General features: G+C 64.1%; 14 protein-coding genes, 2 tRNA genes and 2 rRNA genes. 10 read left to right on the top strand and 8 right to left on the bottom strand.

The window, feature by feature from the left end:
• Positions 1-5 precede the first annotated feature (5 nt).
• On the top strand, positions 6-3,974 hold the full coding sequence (locus DWG20_RS06205; RefSeq protein ID WP_115432997.1) for an ATP-binding protein: 3,969 nt from the start codon (positions 6-8) through the stop codon (positions 3,972-3,974).
• Positions 3,975-4,100: 126 nt separating this feature from the next.
• Here the strand turns inward: DWG20_RS06205 and DWG20_RS06210 are convergent, their stop codons facing one another.
• From DWG20_RS06210 to DWG20_RS06220, 3 genes are all read right to left on the bottom strand, one after another.
• Positions 4,101-4,637 carry a porin family protein gene (locus tag DWG20_RS06210; protein ID WP_115432998.1) on the bottom strand — a complete coding sequence of 179 codons (537 nt, stop codon included), beginning with the start codon at positions 4,635-4,637 and terminating at the stop codon, positions 4,101-4,103.
• A gap of 323 nt (positions 4,638-4,960) precedes the next feature.
• Complete coding sequence (locus tag DWG20_RS06215) at positions 4,961-6,313, bottom strand: ATP-binding protein (RefSeq protein ID WP_115432999.1); 1,353 nt, start codon at positions 6,311-6,313, stop codon at positions 4,961-4,963.
• A gap of 27 nt (positions 6,314-6,340) precedes the next feature.
• The gene (locus DWG20_RS06220) at positions 6,341-7,051 is read right to left on the bottom strand and encodes a winged helix-turn-helix domain-containing protein (RefSeq protein WP_115433000.1); all 711 of its coding nucleotides are present in this window, start codon (positions 7,049-7,051) and stop codon (positions 6,341-6,343) included.
• 135 nt (positions 7,052-7,186) lie between these two features.
• On the opposite strand from DWG20_RS06220, the gene rstA reads away from it, so the two are divergent.
• The 3 genes from rstA to DWG20_RS06235 all read left to right on the top strand — a co-directional run bounded on the left by rstA (position 7,187) and on the right by DWG20_RS06235 (position 9,549).
• On the top strand, positions 7,187-7,888 hold the full coding sequence (gene rstA, locus DWG20_RS06225; protein WP_115433001.1) for a two-component system response regulator RstA: 702 nt from the start codon (positions 7,187-7,189) through the stop codon (positions 7,886-7,888).
• Between the two features lie 73 nt (positions 7,889-7,961).
• Positions 7,962-9,302 (top strand): two-component system sensor histidine kinase RstB, encoded by a 1,341-nt coding sequence (gene rstB, locus DWG20_RS06230; RefSeq protein ID WP_115433002.1) that lies wholly within the window; start codon positions 7,962-7,964, stop codon positions 9,300-9,302.
• A 61-nt stretch (positions 9,303-9,363) separates the two neighbouring features.
• Positions 9,364-9,549, top strand: a complete 186-nt coding sequence (locus tag DWG20_RS06235) for a hypothetical protein (protein ID WP_147289924.1) — start codon at positions 9,364-9,366, stop codon at positions 9,547-9,549.
• A 125-nt stretch (positions 9,550-9,674) separates the two neighbouring features.
• Here the strand turns inward: DWG20_RS06235 and DWG20_RS06240 are convergent, their stop codons facing one another.
• From DWG20_RS06240 to DWG20_RS16115, 5 genes are all read right to left on the bottom strand, one after another.
• Positions 9,675-10,355: a Fe2+-dependent dioxygenase gene (locus DWG20_RS06240; RefSeq protein WP_115433004.1), complete on the bottom strand. Its 681-nt coding sequence runs from the start codon at positions 10,353-10,355 to the stop codon at positions 9,675-9,677.
• 148 nt (positions 10,356-10,503) lie between these two features.
• Positions 10,504-12,687: a TonB-dependent receptor gene (locus DWG20_RS06245; protein WP_115433005.1), complete on the bottom strand. Its 2,184-nt coding sequence runs from the start codon at positions 12,685-12,687 to the stop codon at positions 10,504-10,506.
• 282 nt (positions 12,688-12,969) lie between these two features.
• On the bottom strand, positions 12,970-13,380 hold the full coding sequence (locus DWG20_RS06250) for an ExbD/TolR family protein (protein ID WP_115433006.1): 411 nt from the start codon (positions 13,378-13,380) through the stop codon (positions 12,970-12,972).
• Entirely contained in the window at positions 13,367-14,044 is a 678-nt protein-coding gene (locus DWG20_RS06255) for a MotA/TolQ/ExbB proton channel family protein (RefSeq protein ID WP_115433007.1), read from the bottom strand. The genes DWG20_RS06250 and DWG20_RS06255 overlap by 14 nt, the downstream gene beginning before the upstream one ends.
• Complete coding sequence (locus tag DWG20_RS16115; protein WP_220272026.1) at positions 14,041-14,703, bottom strand: energy transducer TonB; 663 nt, start codon at positions 14,701-14,703, stop codon at positions 14,041-14,043. The genes DWG20_RS06255 and DWG20_RS16115 overlap by 4 nt, the downstream gene beginning before the upstream one ends.
• Positions 14,704-14,903: 200 nt before the next feature.
• On the opposite strand from DWG20_RS16115, the gene hslV reads away from it, so the two are divergent.
• The 6 genes from hslV (at position 14,904) to DWG20_RS06290 (ending at position 22,276) form a co-directional block, all read left to right on the top strand.
• Positions 14,904-15,440 (top strand): ATP-dependent protease subunit HslV, encoded by a 537-nt coding sequence (gene hslV / locus DWG20_RS06265; protein ID WP_115433008.1) that lies wholly within the window; start codon positions 14,904-14,906, stop codon positions 15,438-15,440.
• Between the two features lie 27 nt (positions 15,441-15,467).
• The gene (gene hslU / locus DWG20_RS06270; protein WP_115433009.1) at positions 15,468-16,802 is read left to right on the top strand and encodes an ATP-dependent protease ATPase subunit HslU; all 1,335 of its coding nucleotides are present in this window, start codon (positions 15,468-15,470) and stop codon (positions 16,800-16,802) included.
• Positions 16,803-17,347: 545 nt separating this feature from the next.
• Positions 17,348-18,885, top strand: a 16S ribosomal RNA gene (locus tag DWG20_RS06275).
• A gap of 63 nt (positions 18,886-18,948) precedes the next feature.
• Positions 18,949-19,025: transfer RNA gene (locus DWG20_RS06280), tRNA-Ile, on the top strand.
• A gap of 9 nt (positions 19,026-19,034) precedes the next feature.
• Positions 19,035-19,110, top strand: a tRNA-Ala gene (locus DWG20_RS06285).
• A gap of 263 nt (positions 19,111-19,373) precedes the next feature.
• A 23S ribosomal RNA gene (locus tag DWG20_RS06290) occupies positions 19,374-22,276 on the top strand.
• Together the 16S and 23S rRNA genes with 2 tRNA genes alongside form the textbook arrangement of a ribosomal RNA operon.
• Positions 22,277-22,356: the final 80 nt, after the last annotated feature.

Raw genomic sequence — 22,356 nt, forward strand, 5'->3', positions numbered from 1 at the left:
CGGCGATGAGACGGCTTAAGCTGTTCCGCCCGGCGACCACGCACAGCATCGGGCTGTGGGCGGTCTATCTGACCGGACTGATGGGGGCGGCCTTGATCCTGGTGCTCGCCTTCGGCTTGTGGCACGAACGCGGCGAATACCGTATGGCGCGCCAGCGCGCGGCGATCAACGAGGCCAATCAGGCGCTGTATCACGCGCTCGACGCCTACGCGACGGTGCGCGGCCGCACCCGGCTGCTGCTGGCGAACGACAGGCGTATCGCCGCCGACATCGAGCATTGGCAAAGAGACCGGCAACGCGCCGAGGACGCCTTAGGGCAGGCGCTGGCACGGATGCGGCGCGCCGATCCGGACAGCGGGCCGGCGATCGCCGAGGTGCAACGCCTGCGCCTCCACCTGCAAGGACTGGCCGGCGAAGTCGCCCGGCAGCTGGCTGACCCGCTGCACGGCCGCGACCAGAACCTCGCGTTCGCCCACACGCTGAGCGCCAGCCACCTGCTCGACGCGGTCGAGAGCCTGGTCGCGCGCGCGAGCCTGCAGCTCGCCAGCGGCCATGGCGCGACGGTCGGACGCGTCGGCGACGTGCAGCTCAACGTCTGGCGCTTGCGCAATTATCTCGACCAGAAGGCGGTCGGCCTGATGGTGTTGGCAAAGCTCGGCCGCCCGGCCAACGATGTCGACGCCGCCGCGCTGCTGACCGCCGGCGAACGCGCCAGCGTCAGCTGGGAACTGCTGCGGCGCGACGCCGACATGACCGCCGATCCGGAGCTGTTACGTACCGTACGCCGCCTCGGCGACGCCTACGTCGCCTTCGAGCGCGGCAGCGAGGACTTCGAAGCCGCCGAGGCGGCGCGCCAGCCGCCCGACGCGGCGTCTTTCCTCAAGCTGCTTGACGCGGCGACCGGCGAGGTGCGCCGGGTGCACGAGGCGGCGGAGCACTTCACCGGCGCCGTGTACGCCGCCGCGGTCGCCGAATCGCTATCCGAAGCACGCTACGACGGCGCGTTGCTCGTCTTGTGCGCCGCGATCACGCTGTTCACCGTGTTCGGCCTGCGCCGCTATGTGCTCGCCCCCTTGCGCCGGCTGCAGCTGATCCTCGAGTCGACCAGCGACGCCATCCTCACCCTCGACGACAGGCTAGCCATCCTGATGGCCAACCCCGGCGCCGAGCGCCTGTTCGGCGTGCCGCTGCCGGCGCTGCTCGGCCAACCCCTGGCGCACCTGCTCGAACTGTCCGAGGCCGAACGCACCGTCCTTTCGGTGCTGCCGCATACGCTGTCCGAGCTCAAGTTCGACACCCTGCTTGCGCCCGACACCGGCGGCCTCTACGTCAGCGTCACCGCCAGCCCCATCGCCACCGGCAAGACGATGGGCGTGTTGATCATCGTGCGCGACGTGCACCAGCGCTCGCTCGCCGAACGCTCCTTGTCGCGCAGCCTCGCGCTGATCGGCGCGGTCTGCCAGGTGCAGAACCACATCTTCACGCACGGCCGGCGCAGCAGGGTCTACCGCGACTTCCTGTCGGTGCTGACCGACGTCGGCGGCTGCGACTACGCCTTCGTCGCGACCGCGTGCGCGCTGCCCGACGGCGCGCCGGCGCTGCAACTGAACGACTTTGCCGGCCGGCCGGGCAAGGTGCTGCCCTACGTGCCGCAATGGCAGCCGGGCCAGCTGATTGCCGGCACCGGCGGCCTGTTCGGCACGGCGTTGATCGACGGCAAGCCGGTCATCCTCAACGGCGGCGCAAGCTTGGCCGAGCTCACTGCCGCGCTGCCGCACGATGAGCCGCCCTTCGCCAACTGCCTCGTGCTGCCGGTCTTGGTGAACGGCCGCGTCGTCGCGATGCTCGGCATGGCCGACCGCCCCGGCGGCTTCGACTCGGAACTGATCGCCGAGCTCGAGCCGCTGCTCGGCTCTTGGGCCAATATCGTCGCCTTCTTCAAGGAGGAAGACGCGCGGCTCGCGTCCGAGGCGCATCTGAGGCAGGTGCTGCGCGAGGAGGCGGCGATCTTCCTCGCGTCGCCGGTCGGCCTGTTGATCGTGCAGGAAGAAACGATACGCCGCGCCAACCCGCGCGCCGGCGAGATCTTCGACGCGCAAGAGGACGAGCTGCTCGAGACGCGGCTGATCGACCTGCTCGAGAACGCCGATGATTGGCCTAGGCTGGTCGAGCTTCTGGCGCGTTCCCTGCAAAACGACGAGGTCGAGGCCGTCGAATTCCACTGCCGGCGTCTCAACGGCGAGCCGTTCTGGGCGCTGCTGCAGGCGCGGCCGCTCGACACCGCCCATCCCGAACTCGGCTTCGCGCTCGTCTGCCTGGACATGACCGAACAGAAGCGCCACGAGGCGATGCTCGAGCAGGCGAAGGAAGACGCCGACGCGGCCAGCGTCGCCAAGAGCGCCTTCCTCGCCGCGATGAGCCACGAGATCCGCACGCCGATGAACGGCGTGATCGGCATGCTCGAATTGTTGTCGCTGACCCCGCTCGACGAAGAACAGCGCGACACGCTCGCCACCGTCGATGAGTCGGCGCGCTCCCTTTTGCGCTTGATCGACGACATTCTCGACTTTTCAAAGATAGAAGCCGGCCGGCTCGAGATCGTGCCGGAGCCGATGTCAGTACCGGAACTCGTGAAAAAGGTGCACGCGCTGCACGCCGAGAACGCGTCGCGAAAGGGACTGTGGCTGATGCGCTGGGTCGATCCCGAGATCGCGCCGGTCGTCGAGGCCGACGCGTTCCGGCTCGGCCAGGTGCTCAACAACTTCGTCGGCAACGCGATCAAGTTCACGCCGAGCGGCCGCGTCGAGATCGCGGTGCGCCGCGTCGCGCACGACGATAAGGGGCAGACGCTGCGCTTTTCGGTCACCGACACCGGCATCGGCATGAGCGATGAGAGCCTGGCCCGCGTGTTCGAGCCGTTCACGCAGGCCGAATCTGACACCACGCGCCGCTTCGGCGGTACCGGGCTGGGGCTCGCCGTCTGCAGAAGGTTGGCCGAGCTGATGGACGCCGTCATCGACGTGCACAGCACGCCGGGGCAGGGTACCGAGATCGGGCTGACGCTGACGCTGCCCTACGCCGACGAGGCGGCGCTGAAGACGGTCGTGCAGGACGCGAGGAGCGTGGCGCCGCGCGCGCACTTCGCCGGGCTCGCTCCGGTGCTGTTCGCCGAAGACAACCCGACCAACCGCAAGCTGATCGTCAAACAGCTCAAACTGCTCGGCCTCGATGTCGACGCCGCCGAAGACGGTGAAGAAGCGCTCGGCCTGTGGCGCGCCGGCCGCTACAGCCTGGTGCTGACCGACTGCCACATGCCGCGGATCGACGGCTACCGGCTCGCCCGCGAGATCCGGGCGGCCGAGGCGCCGGGGCGGCGCGTGCCGATCGTCGCCTGCACCGCCCATGCGTCGAGCGAAGAGAGAGAGGCGTGCCGCGACGCCGGCATGGACGACTTCCTGACCAAGCCCTTGACGCTCGACAAGCTCGCGCAATGCCTTGCGCGCTGGCTCGCCCCAACGGGGATGGGCGGGGAAGCGCCCGAGGAAGAATTGACCGCCGCGCACGTGCTGTCGACGCCGCCCGGAGAGGGACGGGCAGAACCGCAAAGCTCGGCCGAGCCATTGCGGCCGCCGTCGCCGCCGTTGCAACGCGAGGCGCTCACCGTCTACAGCGGGGGCGATGCCGCCGTCGAGGCCAGGATCATGCGCGAATACTGGCAGGCCAACGAGGCTGACCTGGCTGCACTCGAAGCGGCGCTCGCGGCCGCCGATGCGCCCGAAACGGTGCGGCACGCGCATCGCGTCAAGGGCGCGTCGCGCATGGTCGGCGCGGTCTCGCTCGGCGACGCCGCCGAAAAGCTCGAACACGCGGCGCGCGGCGGAGCCAGCCCGACGGCGCTGGCCCGCGCGCTGTGGGATGAACGCGACCGGCTCGCGGCCTTCCTCCTGGCAGCAGGCTGGCTCGAGTCGGCCTGAAAAACCGCATAAAGAAAGGGCCGGTCATCGGACCGGCCCAGCAATCACACAACACGGAGAGGAGAAACTGCAATCGAACAGGGTGCTACGGGTCTTACAAGACTGACTTCGGTGTGAGCTTCGCGATCAGAAGCGCGCGGTCACGCCGACGTTGTACGCGTTCAGGTCGCTCTTCAGCGCGTTATCGCCGACGTTCATGATGCGGTCGTAACCGGCGCGCACCCCGACCCGGTCGGTCAGCTTGTAGCCGACACCGACGCCGACGCCGGGCGCCCAGTCGTTGGCGGTTCTGGACACGCCGTTCACGGTGCCCTTGGTGTGCAGGTAGTTGGCCGAGGCCGCACCGTACACGTCGACCTTGTCGTTCAGCGGCAGGATGCCGAGCGCCGCGACGCGCGCGCCGTCGCGCTTGATCTCGCCGTTGTCGGCCTTGGTCTTGCCGTAGTTGGCGTAGCCGCCTTCGACCGCGAAGTTGTCGTTCACGCGGTAGCCGAGGCCGAGGCCGCCGGAACCGTCGCGGTTCTTGCTGTTTTTCAGGCCGTCCGGCTTCTGGTCGGTGTAGCCGAGGTTGCCGTAGCCGTACAGGCCGGTGTCGGCGGCGTGGGCGGCGCCGGCGGCGGCGATGAGGGTCGATGCGATCAAGAGGGTGCGCGTCAGTTTCATGGTCGTGTCCTTTGCTTAAGGTTGACTGCCAAGGCTGGCTGCCCGTGACGAGAGCGCCTTGTCGATGAGTGCCAGTCTAGGGCGCGGCGGCAAGGCGGTCTGTGGGTGCTGTGTGAGTGGAATGCGGGTCTTGTATGACCTTGTGTGACGGTCTGTGACGAGGGCGGGGGAAGCCGTTAAGGAAGCTTGCGCATTAACGGTCGCTTAACACCTGGAGTCGGAAAAGAACGCCAGGAAAGCGGGGACGGGTTCGTGCGGCGGGGCTCGGCCAAGCTTGAGGGCGGTTGGCCGAGCTTGGTCTTGGTGCAGCGAGGAGAGGCGGTTCAGGCGTCCGGGTCGGTCGGCTCGGCGTCGGGCAGCACGATCCAGAAGCGCGCGCCGCCCAAGGGCGAGGTGTCGACGGCGAGCGTGCCGCCATGCAGACGCGTGACCGCGCGCGACAGCGCGAGCCCCAGCCCGTAGCCGCCGCGGCTCTTGGTGCGGCTGGCGTCGAGCCGGAAGAAGGGTTCGAACACGCGTTCGCGCGCGTCCTCGGGAATGCCCGGCCCGTCGTCCTCGACACTGAGCCGCACCGCGTCGCCGACGCGCTCGGCGCCGATCGCGACGGTGCCGCCGCCGTACTTGACGGCGTTGGTGACGAGGTTCCTGAGCGCCATGCCGAGCTGGTCCGGGTCGACCGTGGCGATGACGCCGTCGCCGACCGTCAGCGTGAACGCGGTGTCGGGCGCGGCGCGTTCGAGCGGCGCGACGAGCTCGGCCAACCACGGGGCGATCGCCAAGGGCGCACGCGCCAGCCGCGTGTCGCCGCGCTGGATGCGCGCCCAGGTGAGGCTGGTCTCGATCAGCCGTTCGAGCTCGTCGAGGTCGGCAATCAGCCCGGCCTGCTGCCGTTCGCGCTCTGCCGCGTCGTCCTCGTCGAGATACATTTCGAGCCCGAAGCGTAAGCGAGCGATCGGCGTGCGCAGCTCGTGCGACAGCGCCTGGCTCATCGCCTGGCGGCTTGCCATCAGCGTTTCGATGCGGCTGGCCATGCGCTTCAGGCCGCGCGTCAGCGGGCTGAACAGCTTGGTCTCGGCCGGAGGCGGGCGGGCGGCAAACTCGCCGGCGGCGTACTTCTCGGCCGTGGCGAGCAAGCCGACGATGTCGCGCCAGAATTCGCGGTACCAGCGGTAGAGCACCAGGCCGAAGGCGATGCACAAGAGCAGCGTGGCGATCAGCTCGGCGGTCTTCTCCGGCGACAACAGGCGTTGCTTGGACAGCACCAGCGCCTCGCGCAAGGGGCCGATCTGCACCGTCTGGCCGTGCGGCAGCTTCAGGTAGGCGGTGACCTCGCCCTCGTCGATCGCCCAGTCGCGGCCGATCAGGCCGGTACGCGCCGACAGCGGCAGCTTCTCGGGGTTGAGGCGGATCGGGTAGCCGAATTCGCGCGCGAGCCGCGCCGAAAGTGCCGGCCAGTCGTCGGCCTTTGTGCGCAGGTACTCGGCGCGCACCAGGCCGACGGTGCCGCGCAGCAGGCGTTCGAGGTCGCCGTGCTCGTATTCGGGGAAGAAGCGCGTCAGCCCGCCGTTGATCAGGATGATCAACAGGAAGAAGCTGCCGACGATGCGCAGGTAGTAGCGGCCGAACAGCCTGAGCTGTTCGAAGCGGCCGGGCAAGAGGAAGCGCTTGCGCGGCATGTCAGCGCCCCTCTTCGAACCGGGAACTCACTGCGCTTCGCCCCAGTCGCTCGCCGAGAACAGATAGCCCTGGCCGCGCACGGTCTTGATGCGGCGCGGGTCGTCCGGGTTGTCGTTGAGTTTCTTCCTGAGGCGCGAGATGCGTGCGTCGATGCTGCGGTCCAGCCCGTCGAAGCCGATGCCGCGCAATTCGGTCAACAGGTCGTCGCGGCTGAGGATCTGGCCGGCGTGGCTGGCCAACAGCCACAGCAGATCGAATTCGGCGGTGGTCAGCTCGATGCGTTCGGCGGCGAGCCACGCCTCGCGCTCGCCCTGGCTGATGCGGAAGTCGCCGAACGCGAATTCGGGCGGCGCGTCCGGCGCGGCCTCGGGCGGCGCGACGCGGCGCAGCAGCGCCTTGATGCGCGCGAGCAGCACGCGCGGCATCACCGGCTTGGCGATGTAGTCGTCGGCGCCCAGCTCGAGGCCGAGCACCTGGTCGAGGTCGTCATCGCGCGCGGTCATCATCAGGATGATGCCGGGGTAGGCGGCGCGCACCTCGCGGCAGATGTCGAAGCCGTCCTTGCCCGGCAGCATCACGTCAAGGATGACCAGCGCCGGCGATTCGGACAGGATGCGCGCGCTCGCCGCCGCGCCGTCGGCCTCGCAGGCGACGGTGTAGCCGTGCTTTTCCAGGTAGGCCGACGTCAGTTCGGCGAGGCGGCCGTCGTCTTCGACCAAGAGGATGGAGGGGGTCATGGCGCACCCGGTCGGGTTGGGAATGCCTGCCATGATACAGAGCCCCCGTCCGTCTAAGCGAGCGTAACCGCCGCTGCCTAAGTCGCGGTGCCGGGAGTATGCTTCGCGTATGACGCAAACCGACAAGGAGGCCGCGTGAGCCGCATCATTTTCGTGGAAGACGACGCCGAACTGGCCTCTCTGATCGCCGAATTCCTCGGCCGCAACGGTTTCGCCGTAAAGATCGAGCCGCGCGGCGACAGCGCGCAGGCGGCCATCCTCGCCGACCCGCCCGAACTCGTGATGCTCGACATCATGCTGCCGGGCAAGGACGGCCTGACCATCTGCCGCGAACTCAGGCCGCAGTTTGCCGGCCCCATCGTGATGCTGACCTCGCTCGACAGCGACATGAACCAGATCCTCGGCTTGGAGCTCGGCGCCGACGATTACATCCTCAAGACCACGCCGCCGCCGGTGCTCTTGGCACGGCTGCGCGCGCAGCTCAGGAGCCGCGGCGCGCAGTCGCCGGCCCCGGGCGGCGACAAGCGCTTCGCCTTCGGCGTGCTGGCGATCGACGCGACCAGCCGCGACGTGAGGCTCAAGGGCGAGACGGTGACGCTGTCGACCGCCGAGTTCGACCTGCTGTGGATGCTCGCCAGCCGCGCCGGCGAGGTGCTCTCCCGCGACGACCTGTTGAAGACGCTGCGCGGCGTCGAGTACGACGGGCTGGACCGCAGCATCGACGTGGCGATCTCGCGCCTCAGGAAGAAGCTCGGCGACAATCCGACCGAGCCCTTCCGTATCAAGACCGTGCGCCACAAGGGTTACCTGCTGTCGCCGTCCGGCTGGCAGGAGTGAGCCACGCCCGGGGCTCGGCCAACCTTGAGCCCGGCCAAGCCTTGAGTCCCGCTCGTCCCACCGGATTCCCCCGATGCGCCGCATTTTCATCCAGTTTTATCTCTTATTGATCGCCTGCTTCGTCGTCGCCGTGCTCGGCGTCGGCCTCGTCTACAAGCGCGCCGCCAGCGACATGGGCGACCGCTACCTCGGCGACCTGTTGAAGGCGACGCTGTTCATGATCGAAGAAGACCTCAAGGGCGTGCCGCCAAAGCTATGGGGCGAGACGCTCGCGCGCATGGACCACGGGCTGACGTTCAAGGTGCGCATCGAGCCTGTGAACGCCTACGAACTTGACGCGGCCGCGCTCGCGGCGCTGCATCGCGGCGACATCGTCATGCTCGAGAACAGCTACGAATTCCTGCAGCGCCTGCCCGACAACGGCGACTACATGCTGGTCGCCGGCCCGCTGCGCTACCTGTTCTTCCTGCACCAGCTGAAGTGGATCGACTATCTGCTGCTGGCGCTGGTCGGCCTGTCGCTCGCCGTGCCGGTGTTCCTGTGGATGCGGCCGCACTGGCGCGACCTGATGGCGCTGGAGGAAGGCGCGCGCGCGCTCGAGCACGGCGAATGGTCGTGGCGCGTCGAGCTGCCCGAGCGCTCCGGCGTGTACCGCGTCGGCCACGCGTTCAACCAGATGGCCGATGCGATGGAGGCGTCGATCGCCAGCAAGCAGGGGCTGATCCGCGCGGTCGCGCACGAATTGCGCACGCCGCTCGCACGCCTGCGCTACCGGCTCGCGATGCTCGACGGCGACGCGGCCGGCCATCCGGGCATCGAACGCGACATCGACGCGATCGAGTCGCTGGTCGAGGAGCTGCTGTTGCACGTGCGGCTGGACCGCCCGCTGGTCCCGCTCGAGGCCGACGCCTTCGACGGTGCCGAATGGCTCTCCGAGCGGGTCGACGAGGCGGCGGCGCTGTCGCCGTCGCTCGAATGGTTGGCCGAGCCGGCGGCGGGTTCGATCGCGCTCTGCGGCGACCGTGTGCTCCTGACGCGCGCGCTCGACAACCTGTTGGGCAACGCGCGTCGCTACGCGCGCACCACCATCCGCGCGCGGCTCGAACTGGCCGGCGACACGGTGCGGCTGACCGTAGACGACGACGGGCCGGGCATCCCGCCCGAAGAGCGCGAACACGTGTTCGAACCCTTCGTGCGGCTCGACGCCAGCCGTGCGCGCGACACCGGCGGTCACGGGCTCGGCCTGGCGATCGTCGCGTCGGTGATGCGCGCGCACCACGGCGAGGTCCGGGTCGACGAGGGTCCCGAGGGCGGCGCACGCTTCGTGCTCGCCTGGCCCAAGCTCGGCCCGGCGGTACATTCGGTTACGGAAGGAAACACGCGACTCACAGATCATGGCGAAGCGTGGCGCTAGCATGATGGTGGTTCGGGGTGCCGTGAGGCCCCCGATGCTCGATCGACAGGAGTGGCGCGTCATGAACTGGATGACTGCCCTGACGGCGCTGGGGATGTGCTCCAACGCCGGGGGTGCGGTGGTCAAGCCGCCGGAAACGCCGGTCGCCTCACGGCCGGCGATCATCCACAGGACTCACGCCGGCAAGGCGCACGAACATCAGGCTTTGAAGAAAGAAGTGAAGAAGGCAGCCTCCGCCGCCCCTTAGGGCGATAGGGTGGTTGAACAGGGGTTGGGGGCAGCGCGAGCTGCCCCGATTTTTTTGTCCCGACCTTGCCATTCTCCCGTTTACCCGCTACTTGCCGCCCCGTTCGCGGGTCGGCCGAGCTCGCGTCAGACCTCGGCCCACTGGCGCAAGAGGTTGTGGTAGGTCGCGGTCAGCGCGATCAGCTCCTCGGTGTCGCCGTGCTTGTCGCGCAGGCTCGCGATCGCCATGTCCATGTCGAACAGCAGGCTGCGCTTGCCGTCGTCGCGCACCATGCTCTGCACCCAGAAGAACGACGCGACGCGCGCACCCTGCGTGACCGGCGCGACGCGGTGCAGGCTGGTCGACGGGTAGAGCACCATGTCGCCGGCCGGCAGCTTCACCTTGTGCAGCCCGTAGCTGTCCTCGACCACCAGCTCGCCGCCGTCGTACTCGTCGGGGCCGGTGAAGAACAGCGTGCACGACACGTCGGTGCGCACCCAGGCGCCGGTGAACGGGTCGGCGCGCACCGCGTTGTCGACATGGTTGCCGAAGTCCATGCCGCCCTGGTAGCGGTTGAACAGCGGCGGGAAGATGGTCTTGGGCAGCGCCGCCGAGAAGAACAGGCCGCTGCGCCGGACCGCCGCGTCGACCATCTTGGCCAGTTCCTGCGACTCGGGCGCATCCTGCGGCAGCTGCCTATTGCGTTTGACCTGCGCCGACTGGCTGCCGGCGGTGATGCGGCCGTCGGCCCATTGTGCTTTTTCGAGCAGCGCGCGACCGCGCGCGAGTTCTTCGGGGGTCAGGACGTCGGGGATGTGTAACAGCATGAGGGTCTTCCTTGCTCGCTGGCTTGGCCGATGCCGCCTGGGCGGACGGCGGGCTGGCTGAGGGTTTTCGTTTTCCTGAGCGCGGTCGCTCGGGAAAACGGCCTCGGCCAACCTTGAGGGTTGGCCGAGGCTTTGGCTCACGTCGGGCTTAGTACTTGAAGCCGACGGTCAGCTGCGCTTCGCGCGGCGTGCCGAAGGTGGCGTGGCCGCCGTAGGCGCCGTCATAGTAGCGCTTGTTGGCGAGGTTGTTCAGGTTCAGCTGCACCAGATACTTGCGGGTCTCGTACGCCAGCATCGCGTTGGCGGTGGTGTAGGCCGGCAGGTGGTTGGTGTTGGCGGTGGAGCCAGCTTCGCCAGCGTAACGCTTGCCGATATAGGTCAGACCGAAGCCGCCGGTAACGACATCGGTGAGCTTGTACGTCGTCCACAGGTTGGCGGTCGCGCGCGGCGTGTAGCGCGGCATCTTGCCCTTGCTGCCCGGCTGTTCTTTCGATTCCTCGTCGATCTTCGAGTCCATATAGGTCGCGCCGGCGAACAGTTCCCAGCGTTCGGTCAGACGGCCGGCGCCTTCGATCTCGACGCCGTTGGTGTGGCGTTTGTTCGACAGCACCGACAGGCTGGGCACCAGCGGGTCAGTGTTGCGCTCGTAGAACTTCACCGTGCGGAACAGCGCCGCGCGCAGGCTGGCGTCGCCGTCCATCAGGTCCCACTTCGTGCCGAGCTCGTAGTTCTGGTTCTTTTCCGGCTTGACGTTCTCGCCCGGCTTGTCGAGCGCGTAGGTCGCGCCGGACGGGTTCATCAGGCTGCCGTAGCTGGCGTAGTAGCTCTGAACGGTGTCCGGCTGGTAGATCAGGCCGGTGCGATAGCTCCATGCCTTGTCCTTGCGGTTGATATCGGACGTGGTGGTCTGAGCGCCGCTCGAGTTGAAGTTCTTCTGCTGGTAGTCGCCGTCGAAGCGGTCCCAGCGCGCACCGAGCACCGCCTTCCATTGCGGCGTCAGCTCGAGCGTGTCCATCGCGTACAGTCCGACGTTGGTCACGTCATAGGTGGTGTTGGCCGACTTGTAGCGCGACAGGTCGACCGGGTCGCTAGGGCTAGCAGCGCCGACGGTGCTATTGGCGGGGTTGTTGCGCAGCGCGTAGCGGTTGGTGCTGGATTCTTCCTTGATCAGCTCCATGCCGGCCAGCACGGTGTGGCGCAGCGTGCCGGTGTCGAACTTGGTGACGAAGTCGGTCTGGTTGACCCACGCGTCGTCGACGCCGTCGCGCATCGGCTTGCTGCGGCGCAGCGTGGTGGCGTCGGTGACCGGCACGCCGGCGGTGGCACCGACCAGTCGCGCAGCGGTCGGCGAGACGTCGCGTTCGAAGCGGCTGTAGCGCAGCTGGTTGGTGATCGAGGTGTCGTCGCTGAACTTGTAGCTCAGCTTGGCGGTCGCCATGTCGGTGACGGTGTCCTCGAAATCGCTATTGAAACCGTAGAACTTCTTGCGGTCGACGTCGATAGGGCGCTTGGTGTTCGGATCGTACGGCACGCCGTAGTCCGGCACGTTGTTCTCTTCCATGTGGAAGGCGGACAGCGTCAGCGTCAGCGGCTCGCCGAGGCCGAAGGCGACCGACGGCGCGATGCCCCAGCGCGTGTTCTCGACCGGGCCGCGGTCGCTGCCGTCGTTGGTCGCCATCAGGTTAAGACGCGCGGCGGCGGTGTCGCTGAACGCCTGGTTGACGTCGAAGGTCACGCGCTGGAAGTCGTTGGTGCCGACGGTCAGGTTGCCCTCGATCTTTTCGCCGGCGAACGGCGTCTTGCTCACCTGGTTGACCACGCCGCCGGTCGAGCCGCGGCCGAACAGCATCGAGCTCGCGCCCTTCAGCACCTCGACGCGCTCGTCGTTGAACGGGTCGCGGTTGTACTGGCCGGAGTCGCGGATGCCGTCGAGATAGGTGTCGGTGGTGGCGGCGAAACCGCGGATCACGACCTGGTCGCCGGTGCGGCCGCCTTCGCCGGCGGCGAAGGTGATGCCCGGTACGTTGCGCAGCGCGTCTTTCAGCGTCGAGGCGCCCTGGTCTTTGATCAGCTGCTTGTTCACCACGCTGACCGACTGCGGGATGTCCTTCAGTTTCTGGTTGAGCTTGCCGATCGAGCTGGTCTCGGTCTTGTATGTGCCGCGCACCGGCTCCTCGGCGGTGACCTTCACCGTTTCCAGTTCGGCGCTGCTCTTGTCGGCGGCGTGCGCCAGCGCCGGCACGAAGGCGGCGGCGGCGATCAGGCCGACGGCGCGGCGCGCCGGCAGCTTGCCGTGTTCGATCGATGGCGAATCGGTCAGCTTCGATTTCATGGTTTTCTCTCTTCTTGTGTGGGTATGGATGGTCGACGCTGGGCAAGCCGGCCCCCTGCCGGTCTGTTCCAGCGTCGAAAACTTGGGTGGGGAGGCGTTTCCAGAAGCTCGGCTTCATGGTTTTCTCTCTTCTTGTGTGGGTATGGATGGTCGACGCTGGGCAAGCCGGCCCCCTGCCGGTCTGTTCCAGCGTCGAAAACTTGGGTGGGGAGGCGTTTCCAGAAGCTCGGCCAACCTTTGAGGGGTTGGCCGAGCCGGGTGATGCAGAGGGTGGAGGCGGGCTTACGGCGCCTCGGTGACGAAGCCGATGCGGCTCACCCCGTTCTGCTGCGCGCTGGCCATCGCCTCGGCGACGAATTCGTAGCGCGCGGTCTTGTCGGCCCTCAGGTGCAGTTCGACCTGCGGGTCGGCCTTGGCCGCTTCGGCGAAACGCGCGGCGAGCGCGTCACGGGTGACGGGTTCGTCGTTCCAGAAGTAGCTACCATCCGGCTGGACCGCGAGGCGGATCGCCTTCGGCTCTTCCTTGTATTCGGCGGCGGCCGCCTGCGGCAGGTCGACCTTGACCGCGTTGGTCAACAGCGGCGCGGTGATGATGAACACCACCAGCAGCACCAGCATCACGTCGACCAGCGGAGTGGTGTTGATCTCGGCCATCGGGGCGTCGCTGCCCTTGTCGAAACTACCGAACGCCATCGATCGCCCCCGCTTCGGTCAACAGTTGCGCGTGCAGGTCGTGCGCGAAGTGGTCGAGGTCCTGGCCGATCACGCGGTTCATGCGGATGAAGGCGTTGTAGGCGAGCACGGCGGGGATCGCGGCGGCGAGGCCGGCGGCGGTCGCGATCAGCGCCTCGCCGATCGGGCCGGACACGGCGCCGATCGACACCTGTCCGGCGGCGCCGATATTGACCAGCGCGTGGTAGATGCCCCACACGGTGCCGAACAGGCCGATGAACGGCGCGGTCGAACCGATCGACGCCAACAGCGTCATGCCGGTCTCGAGGCGGCCGGTCTCGCGCGACAGGCCGCGGCGGATCGCGCGGGTCAGGAACTCGTTCAGGTCGCAGCTCTGGCCGAGCGACGCGCTGGCGTGTTCGCGGTAGTGCTTCATCGCGGCGAGGCCGTCGCGGGTCAGCGCGGCCACCGGCGCCGGATGCTCGGCCAACTGCGCCTGCGCGCTCTGCCAATTGTTGGCATCCCACAGCGCAGCCTCGGCCTCGCGGTTGTCACGGCGGGTGCGCGCGATGCGCAGGCCGCGGCTGATGATCAGGGTCCACGTCAGCACCGACATGGCGATCAGGATGAGAAACACCGTGATCAGGACGGCGTCGCCTTGCTTAAATACGGTCAACAGGTTCATGACTGGGTCTGCTTTTTAATCGAAAAGTCCAAGGGAACGGTATAGGTGAAGGCAATCGGCTCGTCGCCGCGCCGGGCCGGCACGAAACGCCAGCCGCGCACCGCGGTCAGCGCCGCGCGGTCGAGCCGCGGGAAGCCGCTCGAGCGCTCGACGTCGGCCGATTCGGCGCGGCCGTCGACGCTCACGTGCACGCGCAGCAGCACCTTGCCTTCTTCGCCGAGCTCGACCGACAGCGGCGGGTAGGCGGGGCGCGGGTTGTTCAGATAGCCGCCCTTGTGCGTCGGCGGCGTCACCGCGGCCGGCTTGTCGGCCTTCTCGCCGCTGGTCGCGCCGGCTGGCGGCGCGGAAGGCGCCGGGGCCGGTTCGGGCGGGGCGGTGAAGGTCTTGGTCGCGGCAGGCACGGGAGCCTTGGCGGTCAGCAGCTTCGGGGTGTTCGGTTTGGGCGGGGTCTTCACCTTCGGCGTCGGTCGCGGGTCCGGCTTCTTGACCGGCTCGGGCGCGGGCGGCGTCGGGGCCGGCGTCGACGGTGCGACGCTGACCATGGTCAGGCTCTCGACCTTGGGCGGCGTGATCGTCTCCCGGGCGTGCGCCAGGCTCACCAGCAGCGCGCCGAGGCCGACGTGGGCCAAGAGGACGCCACCGAAGGTGACGGTTTGCAAGCGATTCTCATTCATAAGCCAGGATGATAATGCAAATGTTTCCCATTTGAAATTGGGAAAGAATAAATACCCAAATTTAATAGCATAAATAGTGACAAAGGCAGGGGGCATGAAACGTTCGCCCAAGCTTGAGTTCGGCCCGGCCGCCTACATATGCTGAGCATCGCCGGCCACCGGGCGCCGGCCAGAAGGAAGACACCATGCAGCAATTTGACGGAACCACCATCGTGTCGGTGCGGCGCGGCAACAGCGTCGCGCTCGGCGGCGACGGCCAGGTCACCCTCGGCAACGTCGTGATCAAGTCGACCGCGCGCAAGATCCGCCGCCTCTACCACGACAGGGTGCTGGCGGGCTTCGCCGGCGGCACCGCCGACGCGTTCACGCTGTTCGAGCGCTTCGAAGCCAAGCTCGAGAAACACCAGGGCCACCTGGTGCGCTCGGCGGTCGAACTGGCCAAGGACTGGCGCACCGACCGCATGCTGCGCCGGCTCGAGGCGATGCTGATCGTCGCCGACCTCGAGAGTACGCTGATCATCACCGGCAACGGCGACGTGCTCGAGCCCGAGTACGGCATCGCCGCGATCGGCTCCGGCGGTTCGTTCGCACAGGCCGCGGCGCGTGCGCTGTTCGAGAACACCGAGTTCGACCCGGCTGTCGTGGTGAAGAAGTCGCTCGAGATCGCCGGCGACATCTGCATCTACACCAACCAGAACCACCTGATCGAAACGCTGGGCTAAAGCGGGCGACGCACGAGGAAGACCACCATGAGCCAAATGACCCCGCAGGAAATCGTTCACGAGCTGAACAAGCACATCATCGGCCAGGACGCGGCCAAGAAGGCGGTCGCGATCGCCTTGCGCAACCGCTGGCGCCGCCAGCAGGTCGAGGAGCCGCTGCGCAGCGAGATCACGCCGAAGAACATCCTGATGATCGGTCCGACCGGCGTCGGCAAGACCGAGATCGCGCGCCGCCTGGCCAAGCTCGCCAACGCGCCGTTTATTAAAGTGGAAGCGACCAAGTTCACCGAGGTCGGCTACGTCGGCCGAGACGTCGATTCGATCATCCGCGACCTGATGGAGATCGCGATCAAGGACGCGCGCGACACGGCGATCGTACGCAACCGTTCGCGCGCCGAGAGTGCCGCAGAAGAGCGCATCCTCGACGTGCTGCTGCCGCGCCCGCACAAGCCCGGCTTCTTCGGCGAGCCGCAGCCCGAAGAAAAGGTCGAAGAAAGCGGTACCCGCCAGAAATTCCGCAAGATGCTGCGCGAGGGTGCGCTCGACGATAAGGAGATCGAGATCGACGTCGCCGCCGCGACGCCGGCGATGCAGATCATGGGCCCGCAGGGCATGGAAGAACTGTCCAGCCAGCTGCAGGCTATGTTCCAGGGCCTGGCCGCCGGCAAGAAGCAGGCGCGCAAGATGAAGATCGCCGAGGCGCTGAAGCTACTCGTCGACGAAGAGGCGGCCAAGCTCGTCAGCGAAGACGACCTGCGCCAGGAAGCGCTGACCAACGTCGAGCAGAACGGCATCGTCTTCCTCGACGAGATCGACAAGGTCACCAGCCGCGGTGAAGGGCAGGGCGCCGACGTGTCGCGCGCCGGCGTGCAGCGCGACCTCTTGCCGCTGGTCGAGGGCACCACCGTGTCGACCAAGTACGGCATGGTCAAGACCGACCACATCCTGTTCATCGCCTCGGGCGCCTTCCAGCTATCTAAGCCGTCCGACCTGATCCCCGAGTTGCAGGGCCGCCTGCCGATCCGCGTCGAGCTCGGCGCGCTGTCGGTCGACGACTTCAAGGCCATCCTCACCCGCACCGATGCCTGCCTGACCCGCCAGTACGCGGCACTGTTGGCCACCGAGGGCGTCGAACTCGAATTCGCCGACTCGGGCATCCAGAGGTTGGCCGAGGTCGCCTGGCAGGTGAACAACAAGACCGAGAACATCGGCGCGCGCCGTCTCTATACCGTGATGGAGCGCCTGCTCGAGGAGGTCTCGTTTAATGCATCGGCCGGCAAAGTGGAAATCGACGGTGCCTACGTCGATAGCAAGCTCGAAGTGCTGGCCGAGCGCGAGGATCTCGCCCGCTACGTGCTCTGATCCTTGCGGCGCTGTTCTATAGAGAGAGACAAGCGACGCCCACCGTTTGGTGGGCGTTTTGCGTTGCAGGAGTGTTCAAAGCTTGACCGAGCGCGCTGCTCGGTCAAGCTGGGCCGGGGCGTAGCGGTGACGACGTTAGGCCGTTCGAGCGGCGGCTATCTGCTTATTCCGATGGTTTGACAGGAATAGGGCAGGGCTCTGCAAACGGCGGGAATAAGGTTGGCCGAGGTGTGTTGGTGGGAGCGATTAATTACCCTATATGGGTAATATGTTTTAAAACAACGTATTACTGTCTATGTTTTTAAGAACTGCCAGGAAATTGAAGTTTTTCCGTTTCCGGGTGTTGACGGTCTGGGCGGGGCTGGGTATAGTTCGCCTCCTCTGCTGCAGACGCAACCAACGAAGCGAAAGCGGCGCCGCTCTTTAAGAACATGAACAACCGATAGGTGTGAGTTTCTGGCCGAGGCGAGAAACTGGCACCAGCAAGACAAGCGATCTTCGGATCGCAAGCCTTGCGGACCAGAAAGTACGATAAGCTTAGGTTTGAACTGAAGAGTTTGATCCTGGCTCAGATTGAACGCTGGCGGCATGCTTTACACATGCAAGTCGAACGGTAGCAGGTCCTTCGGGATGCTGACGAGTGGCGAACGGGTGAGTAATGCGTCGGAACGTACCGAGTAATGGGGGATAACGCTTCGAAAGGAGTGCTAATACCGCATACGCCCTGAGGGGGAAAGTGGGGGACCGGCAACGGCCTCACGTTATTCGAGCGGCCGACGTCTGATTAGCTAGTTGGTGGGGTAAGAGCCCACCAAGGCGACGATCAGTAGCGGGTCTGAGAGGATGATCCGCCACACTGGGACTGAGACACGGCCCAGACTCCTACGGGAGGCAGCAGTGGGGAATTTTGGACAATGGGCGCAAGCCTGATCCAGCCATGCCGCGTGTCTGAAGAAGGCCTTCGGGTTGTAAAGGACTTTTGTCGGGGAGGAAATCCGCACACCTAATACGTGTGTGGGATGACAGTACCTGAAGAATAAGCACCGGCTAACTACGTGCCAGCAGCCGCGGTAATACGTAGGGTGCAAGCGTTAATCGGAATTACTGGGCGTAAAGCGTGCGCAGGCGGTTGTGTAAGTCTGATGTGAAAGCCCCGGGCTCAACCTGGGAACGGCATTGGAGACTGCACGGCTAGAGTGCGTCAGAGGGGGGTGGAATTCCGCGTGTAGCAGTGAAATGCGTAGAGATGCGGAGGAACACCGATGGCGAAGGCAGCCCCCTGGGATGACACTGACGCTCATGCACGAAAGCGTGGGGAGCAAACAGGATTAGATACCCTGGTAGTCCACGCCCTAAACGATGTCGACTAGTTGTTGGGGGTTGAAATCCCTGGTAACGCAGCTAACGCGTGAAGTCGACCGCCTGGGGAGTACGGCCGCAAGGTTAAAACTCAAAGGAATTGACGGGGGCCCGCACAAGCGGTGGATGATGTGGATTAATTCGATGCAACGCGAAGAACCTTACCTAGCCTTGACATGCTCGGAACCCTGCTGAAAGGTGGGGGTGCCCGCAAGGGAGCCGGGACACAGGTGCTGCATGGCTGTCGTCAGCTCGTGTCGTGAGATGTTGGGTTAAGTCCCGCAACGAGCGCAACCCTTGTCGTTAATTGCCATCATTCAGTTGGGCACTTTAACGAGACTGCCGGTGACAAACCGGAGGAAGGTGGGGATGACGTCAAGTCCTCATGGCCCTTATGGCTAGGGCTTCACACGTCATACAATGGTCGGTACAGAGGGTCGCCAAGCCGCGAGGTGGAGCCAATCTCATAAAGCCGATCGTAGTCCGGATTGCAGGCTGCAACTCGCCTGCATGAAGTCGGAATCGCTAGTAATCGCAGGTCAGCATACTGCGGTGAATACGTTCCCGGGCCTTGTACACACCGCCCGTCACACCATGGGAGTGGGGGATACCAGAAGTGGGTAGGCTAACCTTCGGGAGGCCGCTTACCACGGTATGCTTCATGACTGGGGTGAAGTCGTAACAAGGTAGCCGTAGGGGAACCTGCGGCTGGATCACCTCCTTTCTAGAGATAGCTGAGGCCAGGAATTCACAACCTATCGGTTGTTCTTAAAGATGCGTAGCAACTGGGTTTGTAGCTCAGCTGGTTAGAGCACCGTGTTGATAACGCGGGGGTCGTTGGTTCGAGTCCAACCAGACCCACCAGTTCTAGTTGGGGGCATAGCTCAGTTGGGAGAGCACCTGCTTTGCAAGCAGGGGGTCGTCGGTTCGATCCCGTCTGCCTCCACCATCATTCCGCAAACGAAAGCGCATGGCCAGAGGATTCTGGTTGGCGTGAGCTTTCGTTTGCGTGATTAACGCATCGATCTTTAACAAACTGTAAGCCGAAATCAATCAAAGCGGCGCGACAAACGGCGTGGTTAATTCCTTGCCGGATGAAGTGCCAACTTGGGTAGATGATTGTATCAACGGCGTGTTCTTTGAAAAGGGGAGCATGCCGCGTCGCAAACACAACCGATTAGTTCAGAAATCGTAAGGTGTCTGAAATGATAGGGTCAAGCGACTAAGTGCATCTGGTGGATGCCTTGGCGATCACAGGCGATGAAGGACGTGTAAGCCTGCGAAAAGCGCGGGGGAGCTGGCAATAGAGCTATGATCCCGCGATATCCGAATGGGGAAACCCGGCTCGAAAGAGTCACCGCTGCCTGAACACATAGGGCAGAGGGAGCGAACCCGGCGAACTGAAACATCTAAGTAGCCGGAGGAAAAGAAATCAACCGAGATTCCGTTAGTAGTGGCGAGCGAATGCGGAACAGCCAGTACGTGATAAGTAGAGTGTTAGGAGAAGGCCCTGGAAAGAGCCGCCATAGTGGGTGATAGCCCCGTATCCGAAAACAGTTTACTGGTACTAAGCGTACGAGAAGTAGGGCGGGACACGCGAAATCCTGTCTGAAGATGGGGGGACCATCCTCCAAGGCTAAATACTCGTGATCGACCGATAGTGAACCAGTACCGTGAGGGAAAGGCGAAAAGAACCCCGGGAGGGGAGTGAAATAGATCCTGAAACCGGATGCATACAAACAGTGGGAGCCCTTGAAAAATGGGGTGACTGCGTACCTTTTGTATAATGGGTCAGCGACTTACGTTCAGTAGCAAGCTTAACCGAATAGGGGAGGCGTAGGGAAACCGAGTCCGAATAGGGCGATTCAGTTGCTGGGCGTAGACCCGAAACCGAGTGATCTATCCATGGCCAGGATGAAGGTGCGGTAACACGCACTGGAGGTCCGAACCCACTAATGTTGCAAAATTAGGGGATGAGCTGTGGATAGGGGTGAAAGGCTAAACAAACTCGGAGATAGCTGGTTCTCCCCGAAAACTATTTAGGTAGTGCCTCATGTATCACTTCCGGGGGTAAAGCACTGTTATGGCTAGGGGGTCATTGCGACTTACCAAACCATGGCAAACTAAGAATACCGGAAAGTGCGAGCATGGGAGACAGACGGTGGGTGCTAACGTCCATCGTCAAGAGGGAAACAACCCAGACCGCCAGCTAAGGTCCCAAATGATCAGTTAAGTGGTAAACGAGGTGGGAAGGCCTAGACAGCTAGGATGTTGGCTTAGAAGCAGCCATCATTTAAAGAAAGCGTAATAGCTCACTAGTCGAGTCGTCCTGCGCGGAAGATGTAACGGGGCTCAAACTGATAACCGAAGCTGCGGATCTAGACGTCGTCAGTGTCGTCTAGATGGTAGGGGAGCGTTCTGTAGGCCTGTGAAGGTGGCTTGTAAAGGCTGCTGGAGGTATCAGAAGTGCGAATGCTGACATGAGTAGCGATAAAGCGGGTGAAAAGCCCGCTCGCCGAAAGCCCAAGGTTTCCTACGCAACGTTCATCGGCGTAGGGTGAGTCGGCCCCTAAGGCGAGGCTGAAAAGCGTAGTCGATGGGAAACGGGTTAAAATTCCCGTACTTTCGTATAGTGCGATGTGGGGACGGAGAAGGTTAGGTCAGCGGCCTGTTGGAATAGGTCGTTCAAGCCGGTAGGCTGGAGAGGTAGGCAAATCCGCCTCTCCTTAAGGCCGAGACGTGATAACGAGGGTCTACGGACCTGAAGTGACTGATACCACGCTTCCAGGAAAAGCCACTAAGCTTCAGCTATACGAGAACCGTACCGCAAACCGACACAGGTGGGCAGGATGAGAATTCTAAGGCGCTTGAGAGAACTCAGGAGAAGGAACTCGGCAAATTGATACCGTAACTTCGGGAGAAGGTATGCCCCTGTAGCGTGTAGTGACTTGCTCACGAAGCGCGAAGGGGTCGCAGAGAATCGGTGGCTGCGACTGTTTATTAAAAACACAGCACTGTGCCAACACGAAAGTGGACGTATACGGTGTGACGCCTGCCCGGTGCTGGAAGGTTAAGTGAAGGGGTGCAAGCTCTGGATCGAAGCCCCAGTAAACGGCGGCCGTAACTATAACGGTCCTAAGGTAGCGAAATTCCTTGTCGGGTAAGTTCCGACCCGCACGAATGGCGTAACGATGGCCACACTGTCTCCTCCTGAGACTCAGCGAAGTTGAAGTGTTTGTGAAGATGCAATCTACCCGCTGCTAGACGGAAAGACCCCGTGAACCTTTACTGTAGCTTTGCATTGGACTTTGAACAGACTTGTGTAGGATAGGTGGGAGGCTATGAAGCGCAGACGCCAGTTTGCGTGGAGCCATCCTTGAAATACCACCCTGGTGTGTTTGAGGTTCTAACCTTGGTCCGTGATCCGGATCGGGGACAGTGCATGGTAGGCAGTTTGACTGGGGCGGTCTCCTCCCAAAGTGTAACGGAGGAGTTCGAAGGTTACCTAGGTACGGTCGGAAATCGTGCTGATAGTGCAATGGCATAAGGTAGCTTAACTGCGAGACCGACAAGTCGAGCAGGTGCGAAAGCAGGACATAGTGATCCGGTGGTTCTGTATGGAAGGGCCATCGCTCAACGGATAAAAGGTACTCCGGGGATAACAGGCTGATTCCGCCCAAGAGTTCACATCGACGGCGGAGTTTGGCACCTCGATGTCGGCTCATCACATCCTGGGGCTGTAGCCGGTCCCAAGGGTATGGCTGTTCGCCATTTAAAGTGGTACGTGAGCTGGGTTTAAAACGTCGTGAGACAGTTTGGTCCCTATCTGCAGTGGGCGTTGGAAGTTTGACGGGGGCTGCTCCTAGTACGAGAGGACCGGAGTGGACGAACCTCTGGTGTACCGGTTGTCACGCCAGTGGCATCGCCGGGTAGCTAAGTTCGGAAGAGATAACCGCTGAAAGCATCTAAGCGGGAAACTCGCCTGAAGATGAGACTTCCCTGGAGGCTTGACCTCCCTGAAGAGTCGTTCGAGACCAGGACGTTGATAGGTCGGGTGTGGAAGCGCTGTGAGGCGTGAAGCTAACCGATACTAATTGCTCGTGAGGCTTGATCCTATCATTTGAGACACTTTAAGAGTGTTGTGACTGCGACGAGAGACGATCGTCACCCAAGAATTTGATTGAACCGTGACCCC

The sequence above is a fragment of the Crenobacter cavernae genome (assembly GCF_003355495.1).
Lineage (GTDB): Bacteria > Pseudomonadota > Gammaproteobacteria > Burkholderiales > Chromobacteriaceae > Crenobacter > Crenobacter cavernae.

What these genes read in the sequence shown, in the direction of transcription:
- DWG20_RS06245 (WP_115433005.1), bottom strand. Translation starts at nt 12,687, where the DNA reads ATGAAATCGAAGCTGACCGATTCGCCATCGATCGAACACGGCAAGCTG.
- DWG20_RS06220 (WP_115433000.1), bottom strand. Translation starts at nt 7,051, where the DNA reads ATGACCCCCTCCATCCTCTTGGTCGAAGACGACGGCCGCCTCGCCGAA.
- rstB (WP_115433002.1), top strand. Translation starts at nt 7,962, where the DNA reads ATGCGCCGCATTTTCATCCAGTTTTATCTCTTATTGATCGCCTGCTTC.
- DWG20_RS06205 (WP_115432997.1), top strand. Translation starts at nt 6, where the DNA reads ATGAGACGGCTTAAGCTGTTCCGCCCGGCGACCACGCACAGCATCGGG.
- DWG20_RS06215 (WP_115432999.1), bottom strand. Translation starts at nt 6,313, where the DNA reads ATGCCGCGCAAGCGCTTCCTCTTGCCCGGCCGCTTCGAACAGCTCAGG.
- hslV (WP_115433008.1), top strand. Translation starts at nt 14,904, where the DNA reads ATGCAGCAATTTGACGGAACCACCATCGTGTCGGTGCGGCGCGGCAAC.
- hslU (WP_115433009.1), top strand. Translation starts at nt 15,468, where the DNA reads ATGAGCCAAATGACCCCGCAGGAAATCGTTCACGAGCTGAACAAGCAC.
- DWG20_RS06250 (WP_115433006.1), bottom strand. Translation starts at nt 13,380, where the DNA reads ATGGCGTTCGGTAGTTTCGACAAGGGCAGCGACGCCCCGATGGCCGAG.
- DWG20_RS06235 (WP_147289924.1), top strand. Translation starts at nt 9,364, where the DNA reads ATGAACTGGATGACTGCCCTGACGGCGCTGGGGATGTGCTCCAACGCC.
- DWG20_RS06240 (WP_115433004.1), bottom strand. Translation starts at nt 10,355, where the DNA reads ATGCTGTTACACATCCCCGACGTCCTGACCCCCGAAGAACTCGCGCGC.
- DWG20_RS06210 (WP_115432998.1), bottom strand. Translation starts at nt 4,637, where the DNA reads ATGAAACTGACGCGCACCCTCTTGATCGCATCGACCCTCATCGCCGCC.
- DWG20_RS06255 (WP_115433007.1), bottom strand. Translation starts at nt 14,044, where the DNA reads ATGAACCTGTTGACCGTATTTAAGCAAGGCGACGCCGTCCTGATCACG.